General features: G+C 39.4%; 13 protein-coding genes and 1 pseudogene. All 14 read right to left on the reverse strand.

Annotated elements, in window-relative coordinates; translation table 11 throughout:
* Positions 1 to 23: 23 nt before the first annotated feature.
* Entirely contained in the window at positions 24 to 1,247 is a 1,224-nt protein-coding gene (locus G413_RS0103980) for a peptidase U32 family protein (protein WP_022789642.1), read from the reverse strand.
* Complete coding sequence (locus G413_RS0103985; protein ID WP_027969037.1) at positions 1,240 to 2,082, reverse strand: peptidase U32 family protein; 843 nt, start codon at positions 2,080 to 2,082, stop codon at positions 1,240 to 1,242. The genes G413_RS0103980 and G413_RS0103985 overlap by 8 nt, the downstream gene beginning before the upstream one ends.
* 109 nt (positions 2,083 to 2,191) lie before the next feature.
* Positions 2,192 to 4,384: a catalase/peroxidase HPI gene (gene katG, locus G413_RS0103990; protein WP_022789644.1), complete on the reverse strand. Its 2,193-nt coding sequence runs from the start codon at positions 4,382 to 4,384 to the stop codon at positions 2,192 to 2,194.
* Positions 4,385 to 4,646: 262 nt separating this feature from the next.
* Positions 4,647 to 5,282: pseudogene (locus G413_RS10915) on the reverse strand (GyrI-like domain-containing protein).
* 102 nt (positions 5,283 to 5,384) lie between these two features.
* Positions 5,385 to 5,594: a helix-turn-helix transcriptional regulator gene (locus G413_RS0104000; protein WP_022789645.1), complete on the reverse strand. Its 210-nt coding sequence runs from the start codon at positions 5,592 to 5,594 to the stop codon at positions 5,385 to 5,387.
* 37 nt (positions 5,595 to 5,631) lie between these two features.
* On the reverse strand, positions 5,632 to 5,967 hold the full coding sequence (locus tag G413_RS0104005) for a DUF6442 family protein (protein ID WP_022789646.1): 336 nt from the start codon (positions 5,965 to 5,967) through the stop codon (positions 5,632 to 5,634).
* A 203-nt stretch (positions 5,968 to 6,170) separates the two neighbouring features.
* Positions 6,171 to 6,353, reverse strand: a complete 183-nt coding sequence (locus G413_RS12275; RefSeq protein WP_027969038.1) for a GNAT family N-acetyltransferase — start codon at positions 6,351 to 6,353, stop codon at positions 6,171 to 6,173.
* A 36-nt stretch (positions 6,354 to 6,389) separates the two neighbouring features.
* Complete coding sequence (locus G413_RS12280) at positions 6,390 to 6,650, reverse strand: hypothetical protein (RefSeq protein ID WP_027969039.1); 261 nt, start codon at positions 6,648 to 6,650, stop codon at positions 6,390 to 6,392.
* Positions 6,631 to 7,887, reverse strand: a complete 1,257-nt coding sequence (locus tag G413_RS0104020; RefSeq protein ID WP_022789647.1) for a glutamate-5-semialdehyde dehydrogenase — start codon at positions 7,885 to 7,887, stop codon at positions 6,631 to 6,633. The genes G413_RS12280 and G413_RS0104020 overlap by 20 nt, the downstream gene beginning before the upstream one ends.
* Entirely contained in the window at positions 7,884 to 8,699 is an 816-nt protein-coding gene (gene proB / locus G413_RS0104025) for a glutamate 5-kinase (protein WP_022789648.1), read from the reverse strand. Before proB ends, G413_RS0104020 begins: the two co-directional genes overlap by 4 nt.
* On the reverse strand, positions 8,674 to 9,390 hold the full coding sequence (locus tag G413_RS0104030; RefSeq protein WP_022789649.1) for an HAD family hydrolase: 717 nt from the start codon (positions 9,388 to 9,390) through the stop codon (positions 8,674 to 8,676). The genes proB and G413_RS0104030 overlap by 26 nt, the downstream gene beginning before the upstream one ends.
* A gap of 31 nt (positions 9,391 to 9,421) precedes the next feature.
* Positions 9,422 to 9,592, reverse strand: a complete 171-nt coding sequence (locus G413_RS12260) for a hypothetical protein (RefSeq protein WP_022789650.1) — start codon at positions 9,590 to 9,592, stop codon at positions 9,422 to 9,424.
* Positions 9,593 to 9,661: 69 nt separating this feature from the next.
* On the reverse strand, positions 9,662 to 13,198 hold the full coding sequence (gene nifJ, locus G413_RS0104040; RefSeq protein WP_022789651.1) for a pyruvate:ferredoxin (flavodoxin) oxidoreductase: 3,537 nt from the start codon (positions 13,196 to 13,198) through the stop codon (positions 9,662 to 9,664).
* Between the two features lie 145 nt (positions 13,199 to 13,343).
* Complete coding sequence (locus tag G413_RS0104045) at positions 13,344 to 14,615, reverse strand: glucose-6-phosphate isomerase (protein WP_022789652.1); 1,272 nt, start codon at positions 14,613 to 14,615, stop codon at positions 13,344 to 13,346.

Below are 14,615 nucleotides of genomic sequence, written 5' to 3' on the forward strand. Positions count from 1 at the left end.
TCTTTTCAGCTTGTTCTATTTTCTCATAATCCGTCTTTAGACACAACACGAATCTTACGGATCATCGCATTTTTTTCGATAGGACCTTCCCATTTGGTCTTAACGATCTGCATTGGTTGCTTACACACAGCTAAAGGTATATCATTTTCATCATAGATTTCTTTGACCTCAACCAATGTGCTTGAAATATTTGGACCAAAGATTTCTAATGTTTGATTTGGTAAGAAATGATTCTTTACCTGTAAAGTTGCGATTTGTGAAGAGGCATCATAATCAAGGACAATCGCCACATATTCTTGGGTCACCGTCTCATCATGATCTTGATACAGCTGCACCTTATAACCCGGTAATCCTTGATAAAAGCCTGGACCCGTCGGACGGTTTTCCGCCTTGGCAATTTCTCTTTTGGCATACGCCAAATCCTCTTGGGAAGCATATCCTTTTTCATAAATACGGTCGATCAAAGTACGATAACTGCGAATAACGGTTGCCAAATAATAAGCACTTTTCATACGCCCTTCGATTTTCAAAGAAGCGACACCCATTTTAATAAAGGCTTCAATCTGATCTACGGCCTGCAAATCCTTGCTGGACATACTAAACAGATTGGTTGGATCACTTAATTCATGATCTCTGTCCATTAAATGATATTTCCACCGACAGCTTTGCGCACAGCCGCCACGATTGGCATCGCGTAAGGTCATATGATTACTCAAGACACAGCGACCGCTAAAAGAAATACACATACCACCGTGAATAAACACTTCGATTGGTAAAATATTTTTTTTACAGATGGCTTCGATCTGATCCATTTGGCATTCTCTTCCCAATACTACACGATCCATGCCCTTTTCTTTCCAAAAGGCAACCGCATTGGAGTTTGTGGAAGAATGCTGTGTTGAAATATGTACTTCATAATGACAGCCCAATTCTTTGGCCTTCATCATGATAGCCGGTGAACAGACAATGATCGCATGAACACCGATCTGATCCAGGGCCAACAAATAGTCGTCCAGACCGTGCAGGTCTTCCTCATGCGGCAGCATATTCACCGTAACATGCACATGCGCCCCTCTTTCGTTGGCAAAATCCACCAGTTCCTTCATTTCTTCCAAAGAAAAATTACTGGCACGAGATCGTAAGGAAAATTGTTTTCCTCCAATATAAACCGCATCCGCACCATATAAAATCGCAATTTTTGCCTTTTCCAGATTTCCTGCAGGAGCCAGTAATTCAATCTTATTCATGACTAGCCTCCTTCTTTTTCATGGTCGTCTGATAATACCAGTGGTTGGATCCCGGTACTTCCGATTGATTTTGATAGGCATTTAATACATGAATCGTCCAATCATCATCCATAAAAATAGAGTCAATTCGGAAGCGATATAATCCATGCTCTTTCAAAACAGGCAGTTCCTTTTGACTTTGAATCGATGCTTCACTAAAAATATGAGTACCATAATCATCCTCTACGATTGGCATTCGATCCTGACGTGTCGATTCTATCAAATCTAATACCTTTTTGTGCCCTTTTTCGTTCGATTTAATCGCATCCAGATAATTAGTGACCAACATTCTTCTGGAATACAAAATTGAGAAATAACCAGAAATCAAAATTTCTACTTCTTTCGTTTGTTCTGTCATTTGTAAGATTTCCTCTAATGAACATTCATGTGCTAGTGAAACGGATTGAATCCCTAACTCCAAATAAAACGCAATGTCCATATGATTGGTAATTAATGTCTCCGGTTGATAAATCAACAAAGATTCCATCCCCTGTTTCTGTGCCTCATAGAATACGCCTTCATCACTATAGTAGATACCATCCACCCCGGCTTCTTTGCAGGTCTTTAAAAACTCTGTTAACAAGTTTAATTCATCTTCCATAAAAAAACGTAAGGCATTCACATACAATTTTAAATTCAGTGCATGACATTGTAAAACAACTTCTTTTAAATCTCTAAGAGAAATAGTAAGACTTTGTCGAATGGAAAAATCTTCTACACCAATGATAATCGCATCAGCACCAGCCTCTTTTAATTTTTTAATATTTTTTAAATCATGTATCGTTACAATAAACATGAGCATACTCCTTTACAGTATTCTTAGTGTATCATAAAAAGTCGTTCCCAGCTAAAAAAGCACTCCATAGAAAAAAAGGTAAAGAGCACTTTCACTCTTTACCTAGCTGTTATTGGAGATCATAACGATCATTATTCATCACTTTTACCCAGGCTTTCACAAAGTCTTTGACAAATTTTTCTTTGTTGTCATCTTGGGCATAGAATTCACAATAGGAACGTAAGATAGAATTGGAACCAAAGACTAAGTCAACACGAGAAGCCCTGTACTTTTCCTGATTGTTTTCTCTTGAAACAATCTGATATGTACCATCTTCCAGCGGAATCCATTTAAAGTTCATATCCGTTAAATTCACAAAGAAATCCTGCGACAATACTCCAGGTTTTTCTGTCAATACACCAAGTTGCGATTGACCATAGTTTACATCCAGCACACGTAAACCGCCAATCAATACGGTCATCTGAGGTGCACTCAATCCCAAAAGATTGGCTTTGTCCACCAATAATGTTTCCGGCTTATTGGTTAAGCCCTCTTGTACATAATTTCGAAAGCCGTCATGTTTAGGTTCTAAGACATCAAAAGAGCGCTCGATCGTCATCTCCTGTGTCGCATCACCACGTCCAGGAGCAAACGGCACTTTGATATCGACACCGCCGGCTTTGGCCGCTTGTTCAATCGCTGCACTGCCAGCTAATACAATCAAATCCGCCAGGCTTACTTTTTTATCGAACTCTTTTTGTATCAAACGATATGTCTGCAACACCTTATCCAGTTTGGCAGGTTCATTCGCTTCCCAGAATCGCTGTGGCGATAAGGCAATACGTGCACCGTTGGCTCCTCCACGATAGTCACTTTGACGGAATGTTCGGGCACTGTCCCAAGCTACCGAAATCATCTCATACGAAGACAATCCAGATTGTAGTAATTTTTCTTTCAAACGTTCAATGTCTTCTCCACTCAAGGTATAATCCCCTGACGGAATGGGATCTTGCCATAAGAAATCTTCTTCTGGTACTTCCGGGCCTGCGTATCTCGATTTCGGTCCCATATCTCTATGCGTTAATTTAAACCAGGCTTTGGCAAACGCTTCTTCAAGTTCTTTAGGATGATCCAGGAAGTGTTTTGCAATCTTGCGATATTTCGCATCATATCGCAAGGCCATATCAGCATCCGTCATCATCGGTTTTCTTTTGATGGTTGGATCAGCCGCATCCACCGGCATGTCTTCTTCCTCGATTTCTACAGGTTCCCATTGGAAAGCCCCCGCCGGGCTTTTCACCAGACCCCAATCGTATTTAAATAATAACTTTAAGTAGGAATGATTCCAACGATCCGGCTGCGAAGACCAGGCGCCTTCCAATCCGGACGTTACGACATTATTCGCTTTTTGATTTGGATTGATCCATCCCAAACCTTGTCCTTCTACAGTATTCGCTTCTGGTTCCGGTCCTAGATTTTCGGCTCTGCCGGCACCATGTGTTTTCCCCACGGTATGACCCCCTACAATCAAAGCAACCGTTTCTTCATCATTCATCCCCATACGCTGGAAAGTCACACGAACATCTTGCGCGGTACGACCTGGATTGGGAATACCATCGACTCCTTCCGGATTTACATAAATCAATCCCATTTGAACGGCTGCCAATGGATTTTCTAGACTTTTGCGGTTTTCATCATTATCATAACGCTGTTTTGTTGGCGCCAGCCACTCTGTCTCACTTCCCCAATTAATATCTTTTTCCGGGTTCCAAATATCGTTTCGGCCTCCGCCAAATCCAAGAGGCTTAAAGCCCATCGACTCATACGCTACATTGCCCGCTAAGATGATTAAATCTGCCCAGGAAATACGCTTTCCATACTTTTTCTTTACAGGCCATAATAAACGACGCGCCTTATCTAAGTTTGCATTATCTGGCCAACTGTTCAATGGTGCAAATCGCTGATTGCCTGTACCGGCACCCCCACGGCCATCGAAAATTCGATACGTACCTGCACTATGCCAGGCCATTCGAATCATTAAGCCGCCATATTGTCCCCAGTCAGCCGGCCACCAGTCTTGTGGTGTCTGAATCACTTTTTTAATATCTTCTTTCAAAGCCTGATAATCTATTTTTTCAAATTCCCTGCGATAATTAAAATCCGCATCATTCGGATTGATCTTTTGATCCTGTTGGGCAAGGACATCTAAATTTAAAGAATCAGGCCACCAGGAACGAACAGGATCTTTTGCATCCACATTCGAACCTACATGAACGTCCATGTTTTCTCCATGATGAAATGGACATTTCATTTCTTCTTTCATTGTAATACTCCTTTCGATATGTATGGAATCATACATAATATTATTAATTTTGACTCATCTTATTTTTGGGTCATTTAAATTATTTCACATTGACTACTTTTTTACTAGTTATATGCTTTGAATGTCAAATTTTGTACAATTATGTTCTTTCACTTCTTTTTTCATTTTTTGCTAATCAAACTTTTGAAATACATCATGCATAAAAAAGCCAGAATATGCAATCTGACCTTAAAACTTCATTTGATTTTTATTTAAAATCTTTTTACCCCCTTATTCGAATGGGATGACGAATAACCGTTTTTAGCTTTTGTACATCACAACGTCTTGGATCACTCAAATAGATTTCATGATGCCATCTATGATCATTAAAATCTAAAGTATACCCGTTTTCTTTGACGAACTGATGCATCGCACTCACGGTATCCGGTTCATCATCAAAAGATCCAATATGCATACATTGAACGCACAATCCTTCATTTACACTTAAAAAATCAACTTTAGAAAAATCCATCTTTTTCTTTTTAGTTGCTTCCTGTTATGCCCAGTCAAAATCTTCTTTCGTCACAAAATCTGGTAAACGAATCATCGAAATAAAATAAAGATCCTGTTTGCGGATATAATCCATACCTTTCGTGTTTTCCTGCCACCAAAATCCTTCTAATGGTGGTACTACGTATTCAAAATAACCTTGTATTTTATGATCCCCTTTATAACTCATTTTAATAGTAAAAGCAATTCCATATAATAGACCAAGCGTTTGTGCATACTCTCCTTTTTCATCATTAGGATCTCCTTGCCCACGAACCGCAATATAATTCATGGCAGGAACTTCAACGATCGTCGGCTTTTTAGGCGGCATGTAAAACTCTTTGTATTCTTTCTTATAATCAAATGGCATATATGTGACCTCTTTCTATATCCATTCTATCAAAAAAACTATTTTAATATGGATTTGTATCTAACAAAAAAAGAAGATCTTATCGACCTTCCTTGTGTATTATTAGTCAAAATAAAATAAATCTTCAAATTTTTGATCCAGCGCAATACAAAGGATCAATGCCAGCTTAGCTGTAGGATTAAACTGCCCGGTTTCAATCGAACTGATCGTATTGCGAGATACGCCAACCATCGAGGCTAAAGCTGCTTGCGATAATCCTTTTTTCTGCCGAATCTCTTTTAAATGATTTTTTAAGATCAATTCATTTTGCATAATTTACCATACCCCAATATATGCTACATACCGTTCTTTACTGAGACTCAAATACGAATTTAATAAAAACCGCAAGAACCAGTAAAAGAGAAAATAAGAAACGGACTAAATATTTCTTCTTTCGAAAAAACTTATATTTTGAATAGAAATCTACAGTTACACCTGAAATAAAAATAAAACTCATCAAGATATTAAAAGGTATGGATTTGCCAAATAAAAATACATCACCTGAACCAATAAGCATCAAAAAAGCAGCCATAAATGCAGTTACTGTAAAACCTCGATTCTCTGATATTTGAATCTGCATTTTCTCTCTTTCATCTCCATTTTGATTTTCCTTTCGACTACGTTCTAAGATTTCTTCTTTTTTCATATCATCACCTTCTTTGCCAAGTTTTCTTGTCACTTATAATATACTTTATGCCAAGTTTACTTGTCAAAATTAATGGATAGAATGGTTAAAAAAGAGGATAAATATGACTATAAGTCTTTTTATAACACATAATCTGTTTGTTTTTCTTGACCCATGACAAAGTAATGTGTTCCTATTTGACAGAAGCCATGTTTTTGATAAAATCATAAAGCTTTGTCGTTTTTCCCCCATACGCCTAACCAAATATAACGCTTCTTTCTTTGTAAAGCAATTTGGATTGCATTTTCCATCAAATACGTACCAAAGCCTTGTCCTTGAAATTTTCTTCGTACATAGATTCTTTCAATTTCTAAGGAAACTTTATCGTGTATATCCGTCTGTGCCAATCAACTTTAAATATCCAGCTATTTCTTCTTTTTTCTTCAAAAACATAAATAAAGAACTTTTTCATCCTGTTCTTGTTCTAACTTATCTTTTGCAAACGCAATTTCTAAATACGCTTGCATAGTTTCTACTGTATTCATCGATGCAAATGTATCATAATATGTTTCTATAGATATTTGACGCAGTGTATTTATCTCCTTTTTTGTACACTTTTGTAATGTAGGTTGCATGTTATTTCCTTTCTTTAAAGAAAAAACTGCCTTTTTAGACAGTTTATTTCTATGAACGTATTTGTCCATCCCCTTTGATCTGGTATTTGTAAGATGTCATCTCTTTTAACCCCATCGGTCCACGAGCATGAATCTTTCCAGTGGAAATTCCGATTTCTGCACCAAAGCCAAATACCCCGCCATCGGTAAAACGGGTAGACGCATTCCAATATACACAAGCCGAATCCACTTCATTTAAAAAACGAAGTGCATTTTCCTTAGACTCGGTAATGATACTTTCGGAATGTTTGGTGGAATAACGGTTAATATGTTGAATAGCCTGTTCAACATCCTTCACTACTTTTACCGACATCACATAATCCAAATATTCCATGCTCCAGTCTTCCTTAGTGGCATGCTCAATGCGCCCCGGTTGATTTTTTAAGATGTCATAGCTTATTTCATCGCATTTCAACAAAACCTCTTTTTCATTCAATTTTTTTTGTACCAGGGGCAATACCTGGGCTGCTATATTTTTATGTACTAATAAAGATTCTGCGGCATTACACACACCGATTCGTTGGGTCTTGGCATTAAAGACAATATCCACTGCTTTTTGTATATCCGCCGTTTCATCAATGTAGATATGGCAATTTCCAGCCCCAGTTTCAATCACCGGTACCTTGGCGTTCTGCATAACACTTTGAATCAGTCGTTTAGAGCCTCTTGGAATAATCACATCAACATAATCCGTCATCTGCATAAAGCGCTGGGTATCTTCATGCGAAGTCGATTCAATAAATTGAATAGCATTTATACAAACACCGGCTTGTTTCAGTCCTTCCTGTATGGCTTTTGTGATGGCAATATTGGAATGGATCGCATCGCTGCCCCCTTTTAAGATCACGGCATTGCCCGTTTTAAAACAAATGGAAAAGGCATCTAAAGTCACATTTGGTCTGGCTTCATAAATGATACCAATCACACCGATGGGTACACGCTTCTTTTCAATATGTAAGCCATTTTCCAAGTCATAGGCATCCAGTACTTCTCCAACGGGATCTTCCAGTCTGATTATATCCCATACCGCTTTTGCCATATCCGTAATTCTTTGTTCTGTAAGTTGTAGTCGATCCAACAAGCCGTCGCTCAATCTTTTTTTGCGCCCATTTTCCATATCAATACGATTTGCTTCTAAGATTGCACCCCTATTTTCCCATATAGAAGAACTGACCATCTGTAAAGCCTGATTTTTTTGTTCTGTTGATAAAGAGGCCAATTGATAACTGACTTTTTTCGCCTGAATCCCGATTTGTTCTAAATTCATACTTTCTCCTTATTTGCACAAAAATATGTGCCTGCCTGCTGTCCTTGTAGAATGCGGGTCACAATGCCTTCTTCAAATTTGGCAATCACTAGATCGGCACCGGCATCCATGGCAATTTGAGCGGCCACTAATTTAGCGCTCATACCGCCGGTTCCCACATTGGAACTGGATTCATTGGTACCCATATTCAATAGCGTTTGATCAATATGGGATACATGTCGGATCAGTTGTGCTTTGGGATTTGTCTTGGGATTATCGGTATATAATCCTTCGATATCGCTCAATAAGATAATCAAATCCGCTCCAATCAAACTACCGACCGTACTGGCCAGCTGATCATTGTCGCCAAAGCTTTCGACTTCCAGTAACTCATGGGTTGAAATCGTATCGTTTTCATTGACGATAGGAATGCTTTGGAGGGCAAAAAGCTCCAGAAATGTATTACGGGCATTTTCTCTGGCATGTTTTTCTCGCATGATATTTTTTGTCAATAAAATTTGGGAAGCCACCATATTATATTCACTAAAAAGTCTTTGATAGACCATCATCAATCGAGCCTGCCCCACAGCCGCAAAAGCTTGTTTCTCAGCAGTCGATTCCGGTCTTCTTCCGATATGCAAAGCTCTTCGACCACAGGCAATGGCACCGGAAGATACTAAAACAACATCTTTTCCCTGTGCGCGTAAATCACATAGCACACGAACCAACTTCTCAATTCGAGATAAGTATAAATCTCCATTTTCATGTGTAATGCTGCTGGAACCAACTTTGATGACAATCCTTTTTTTATGCTTCAGACAAGATCTGTCCATTTTTTTCACGACCTTCCAATTTTCTTAAAAGTGAAATCAATTCTTCTTCTGTATAAACTACATGATCACTGCACGGGCCTTCCTTTTGATGATGGCGATTGAAATGAATCGTATGCAGTCCAGCCTTCTTGGCGCCTTCCATATCGTTGATATAATTATCACCGATATAAACCCAGTCACTCGGTTTTTCATCCAGCGCCCTCATCACATATTGAAATGCGCGTATATCTGGTTTACTGACTCCGATCTGACCACTGGTAAAAATATGATTGGCAGGAATATAGGAAAAGACTTGTAAAGTACTCAACTTATTTCGTTGGTGCATATCTTCTCCATTTGTCAAAATACCACATTCGCTCTCAGTCGATGAAAAGTAAGCATGAAAAACAGGATTCATGGAGATCTTTTGTTGGTAATGTTTATAACATTGTTGGAATAAGACAGCATCCTCTTCTGAAAATGGGATGTCATATTCTTCACAAGCTTTTAAAATTCGGTACGCCCCTGATTGATCTACTGTAATCTGATTATTCTGAATTTTTGAAAAGATCGCATCACCATGCGCTCTGTAACAGGCATAAAAAGAATCTATTTGTTCCTGTGGCACCGGCAATTGGAACTCTTTTAAACACATTTTAAAAGGCCAGGAAAGATCATAGAGGGTATCATCGCAATCAAATAAAAATTTCATGTTTTGATTATATAAAAGATAGCTGCGTTTCTCAATAGCGAAGTATAAAGTAAATCACATAGATCCAACTCAATAATCCGTGTATGATCGCCCAAAATACAGAATGCCAGGTTGTGTAGCTGATAACCATTGCCAAGCATGTACCAAAGGTAATACCATTTTTAACCGTCTTTTTAACGATTGTTTGATTTTTTTCTTCCATATTGCTCTCCTTTTGGATATTGTAGCACAAAAAAAGGACCGGAATGATTCCGATCCTTCATTTACGAAATTAGCTGTATAAATCAACCAGTTTCTTCAAGTGTTCGAAACGAGCGTTGGCTTCTTCTTCTGATTTCGCAAACAATTCTTTTGCTCTTTCTGGGAATGGTTTAACCAAACGAGTGTAACGAGCTTCATTGTTCAAGAATTCCTGATAAGTTCCGTCACCTTCTTTAGAAGTTAATGTGAATGGATTCTTACCGGCAGCTTTCTTAGCTGGATCGAAGCTGAACAAGTTCCAGTATCCGGCCTTAACAGCTTTCTTCATTTCATCCTGACAATGGTTCATACCACCCTTGGCAATACCGTGCAATTCACATGGAGCATAACCGATGATCAAAGATGGTCCATCGTAAGCTTCTGCTTCTGCGATACACTTAACAGCCTGCGCTGGGTTAGCACCTAAAGCAATCTGTGCAACATATACATATCCGTAAGTCATTGCGATTTCGGCCAAAGATTTTTTCTTCATTTCTTTACCGGCAGCAGCAAACTGACATACTTCACCGATGTTACTTGCCTTAGAAGCCTGTCCACCTGTATTTGAATACATTTCTGTATCGAATACAAATACGTTTACGTTTTCTCCAGATGCCAATACATGGTCTAATCCACCGAATCCGATATCATAAGCCCATCCATTTCCACCGAAGATCCATACAGATTTCTTACCAAAGTACTGTTTGTCAGCCAATACTTCTTTAGCAGCATCTGTACCTAAAGCTTCCAATGCAGCGATCAAAGCCTTTGTTGGTTCAACGTTTGCTTTAGTATCTTCTTTTGTTTCAACAAATTTGTCGAAAGCAGTCTGAAGATCTGCATTTCCTGCTTCTTCTACAACCTTAGCTACCTTGGCAATTGTGTGTTCACGAAGTGTCTTGTAGCCTAAAGCCATACCATATCCGTGTTCTGCGTTATCTTCGAACAAAGAGTTAGACCAGGCAGGTCCCTGTTTAGATTCTTTGTTTACAGTGTAAGGACATGTTGCAGCCGGACCACCCCAGATAGAAGAACATCCGGTTGCGTTAGAGATATACATCTGTTCACCAAATAACTGAGTAACTAGACGTGCATAAGATGTTTCGGCACATCCACCACAAGATCCGGAGAACTCTAATAACGGCTGATTGAACTGAGAACCTTTGACAGTTTCATCTTTCAAACCGATATCTTTCTTAGATACATTGGCAACTAAGTAATCAAATACTGGCTGCATATGTAACTGAGATTCCTGAGGTACCATCTGGATGGCACCAGTAGGACATACAGTGATACATTCACCACATCCCATACAGTCAAGCGGTGTAACACTCATTGTGAACTTCAATTCGCTTGCTTTAGGTTTTGTATCAGCCAGCTTGATTTCAGCCGGAGCTGCTTTGACTTCTTCTTCATTCAATAAGAATGGACGAATTGTCGCATGGCTACATACGAAGGCACACTGGTTACACTGGATACATTTGTTAGAATCCCATTCCGGAACCATAACGGCTGTACCACGTTTTTCATAAGCACTGGCACCTGTTTCCCATTGACCATCTGTATGTGCATTGAAGGCAGACACAGGTAAGCTATCTCCATCCATCAGGTTAACTGGTTCCATGATTTCTGTAACCATCTTAACTGTGGCAGGACGACCTGTTTTTTCTGCAGGAGCTACATCAGCTTCTGGATTAGCCCAGGAAGCAGGTACTTCTACTTTATGCAATGCATCTACACCAGCATCAATAGCTTTGTAGTTCATTTCTACAACCGCATCGCCTTTTTTAGAGTAAGATTTCTTAGCGGCTTCTTTCATGAAAGTAACAGCCTCATCGATTGGCATGATATCTGCTAATTTGAAGAAAGCAGACTGTAAAATCGTATTTGTACGTTTACCCATACCGATTTCGATAGCTTTATCGATCGCATTGATCGTATATACCTGAATGTTGTTTTCGGCAATATATTTCTTGGCATCAGCAGGCATATGTTTGTCTAATTCTTCATCAGACCACTGACAGTTAATCATGTAGATACCGCCAGGTTTAACGTCCTGTACCATCTTATATCCCTTAGTTACATAAGAAGGGTTGTGGCAGGCAACAAAGTCAGCCTGGTTGATGTAGTATGGACTCTTAATTGGGTTGTCTCCAAAACGCAAATGAGAAATTGTGATACCACCTGTTTTCTTAGAGTCATACTGGAAGTAAGCCTGGATATATTTATCCGTGTGGTCACCGATGATCTTTGTAGAGTTCTTGTTGGCACCAACTGTACCATCTCCACCAAGACCCCAGAACTTACATTCGATTGTTCCCGGCGCACTTGTGATTGGAGCTGGTTTTACTTCTGGCAGTGACAAGTTTGTCACATCATCCACGATACCGATTGTAAAGCGTTCTTTTGGTTCATCCTTCAATAATTCTGTATATACGGCAAATACACTTGAAGGTGGAGTATCCTTAGAACCTAAACCATAACGTCCACCAACTAATTTGATGTCGTTCATTCCGGCTTCTCTTAATGTTGTCGCAACATCAAGGAACAATGGTTCACCTAAAGAACCTGGTTCTTTTGTACGGTCTAATACCGCAATTTTCTTAACAGTTTCCGGTAATACCTTCAACAAGTGTTTGCTTGACCAAGGACGATACAAACGAACTTTGATAACACCGACTTTTTCACCTTTTGCGGTTAAGTAATCGATAACTTCTTCGCATACATCATTGATAGAGCCCATAGCGATGATCACACGATCTGCATCCGGTGCTCCATAATAGTTGAACAAATCATAGTTTGTTCCCAGTTTTTCATTGATCTTGCCCATGTATTTTTCAACTACGGCAGGTAGATCATCATAAACTGTATTGATGGCTTCACGATGCTGGAAATAAATATCTCCGTTTTCGTGAGAACCACGCATAGCTGGATGTTCTGGATTTAACGCATGGTTACGGAAAGCTTCAACATCTTCCATAGGGCAGATGTCTTTTAAGTCTTCATAATCCCATGTTTCAATTTTCTGGATTTCGTGTGATGTACGGAAACCATCAAAGAAGTTGATGAAAGGAACTTTTCCTTCCAAAGCAGCACAATGTGCAACCGGAGATAAGTCCATAACTTCCTGTGGGTTTGTTTCACAAAGCATCGCAAAACCTGTCTGACGGCAAGCATAAACGTCACTGTGATCACCAAAGATGTTCAATGCTTGTGTTGCAACGGTACGTGCTGAAACATCAAATACACAAGGCAACTGTTCAGCAGCGATCTTGTACATGTTTGGAATCATCAATAACAGACCCTGAGAGGCTGTGAATGTATTTGTTAAAGCACCGGCAGCTAAAGATCCATGTACAGCACCGGCTGCACCAGCTTCAGACTGCATTTCTGTAACAACTACCTGATTTCCAAAGATGTTTTTACGTCCACCAGCAGACCAGATATCGATTTGGTCAGCCATTGGACTAGATGGAGTAATAGGGTAAATTGCCGCAACATCTGTATACGCATAGGCAACATGAGCCGCAGCTGTATTTCCATCCATCGATAGTTTAGCTCTAGGCATGATTTCAATTTCCTCCTTATTACAGTAATCCTATACCTTAACTATTATACGAGTTTTTAGTCCGATTTTAAAGTCCAACTCAAAAAAAGCTTATGTTTTTAGTTGTATAACGATAACCGAAAAAGAGCCATTCCGGCTCTTTTACTTATTCTTTTCCCAAAAGCTTGAACATGTTCTTTTTATATACTTCAACGCCAGGCTGATTGAATGGGTTCGAATCATTCATCAAAGTTGTCATCGCAATGGCCTTAAAGTAGAACATACACATATTACCGAAACTGTAAGCGCTCATATCTGGCATAGTAATGATGATGTTTGGTACACCACCCGTTTCTTCATGAGCCTGTAAAGTTCCTTTAGCAGCCATCTTGTTGACCCAGTCGATGGATTTTCCAGCCAAGTAATTCATGTTATCCAAGTTTTCATCATCACTTGGGAAAGTCAGATCGATCATCGGTTTTTCTACATACAGATTGGTTTCAAACAATATTTTCTTTCCATCCTGTACAAACTGCCCCAAGGAATGAAGGTCTGTAGAGTTGCATACGCTATCCGGTAAAATACCTTTTCCGTCTTTTCCTTCACTTTCGCCAAATAACTGCTTCCACCATTCCGCAATCATCTGCATCTGCATTTCATAGTTGACAAACAATTCCACATCGTAGCCTTCATTTTGTAAGATACGACGAGCTACCGCATAGCGATAAGCCGGGTTTTTATCAAGATCAGCATCGCCGTATTCGCCCATTCCATCATGCAGGCCTTTCATAATATCATCAATATTGATACCTGCTACCGCAATTGGTAAAAGTCCTACCGGCGTAATGACGGAGAAACGCCCACCGATGTCATCCGGAATCACAAATGTCTCATAACCTTCTTTATCGGCCAGTGCCTTTAAGGTACCACGCGCTTTATCCGTTGTCGCATAAATACGATGTTTGGCATCTTCCCCATATTTTCCTTCCATGAATTGTTTCAAGATACGGAATGCAATAGAAGTTTCGGTTGTCGTTCCTGACTTCGAAATGACATTGACACTGACTTCCTTATCCTTTATATAGTCCATGACCTGTGCAATATAGCTGCTTGAGAAAGTATTTCCCATGAAAATGATTTCCGGTTTTTTCTGTGCGTATAAACCATTGATCATTTCAATGGCTGCACGAGCACCAAGATAGGAACCACCGATACCACATACGACAAAGACATCACTGTCATTTTGAATTTTCTGTGCACAAGTTTTAATACGTGCAAACTCTTCTTTGTCATAATCGTTAGCCCATGTCATCCAACCGATAAAATCATTGCCCTTGCATGTCTTCATGCGTAAAGATTCATCAATCTGATTGACTTGCTCCTGATACGCTTTTACATCCTCTTTTAAATGAGCATGTTGTAAGTCTAACTGAATCAT

Origin of the sequence: Faecalicoccus pleomorphus DSM 20574, assembly GCF_000420345.1 — a bacterium.
GTDB classification, from domain to species: domain Bacteria; phylum Bacillota_I; class Bacilli_A; order Erysipelotrichales; family Erysipelotrichaceae; genus Faecalicoccus; species Faecalicoccus pleomorphus.

Excerpts from the sequence above, each read along its gene's own strand:
- G413_RS0103980 (WP_022789642.1), bottom strand. The coding sequence starts at position 1,247 with ATGAATAAGATTGAATTACTGGCTCCTGCAGGAAATCTGGAAAAGGCA.
- G413_RS0104030 (WP_022789649.1), bottom strand. The coding sequence starts at position 9,390 with ATGAAATTTTTATTTGATTGCGATGATACCCTCTATGATCTTTCCTGG.
- G413_RS0104005 (WP_022789646.1), bottom strand. The coding sequence starts at position 5,967 with ATGAAAAAAGAAGAAATCTTAGAACGTAGTCGAAAGGAAAATCAAAAT.
- G413_RS0104020 (WP_022789647.1), bottom strand. The coding sequence starts at position 7,887 with ATGAATTTAGAACAAATCGGGATTCAGGCGAAAAAAGTCAGTTATCAA.
- nifJ (WP_022789651.1), bottom strand. The coding sequence starts at position 13,198 with ATGCCTAGAGCTAAACTATCGATGGATGGAAATACAGCTGCGGCTCAT.
- G413_RS0104045 (WP_022789652.1), bottom strand. The coding sequence starts at position 14,615 with ATGATTCAGTTAGACTTACAACATGCTCATTTAAAAGAGGATGTAAAA.
- proB (WP_022789648.1), bottom strand. The coding sequence starts at position 8,699 with ATGGACAGATCTTGTCTGAAGCATAAAAAAAGGATTGTCATCAAAGTT.
- katG (WP_022789644.1), bottom strand. The coding sequence starts at position 4,384 with ATGAAAGAAGAAATGAAATGTCCATTTCATCATGGAGAAAACATGGAC.
- G413_RS0104000 (WP_022789645.1), bottom strand. The coding sequence starts at position 5,594 with ATGCAAAATGAATTGATCTTAAAAAATCATTTAAAAGAGATTCGGCAG.
- G413_RS12260 (WP_022789650.1), bottom strand. The coding sequence starts at position 9,592 with ATGGAAGAAAAAAATCAAACAATCGTTAAAAAGACGGTTAAAAATGGT.
- G413_RS12280 (WP_027969039.1), bottom strand. The coding sequence starts at position 6,650 with ATGGACAAATACGTTCATAGAAATAAACTGTCTAAAAAGGCAGTTTTT.
- G413_RS0103985 (WP_027969037.1), bottom strand. The coding sequence starts at position 2,082 with ATGTTTATTGTAACGATACATGATTTAAAAAATATTAAAAAATTAAAA.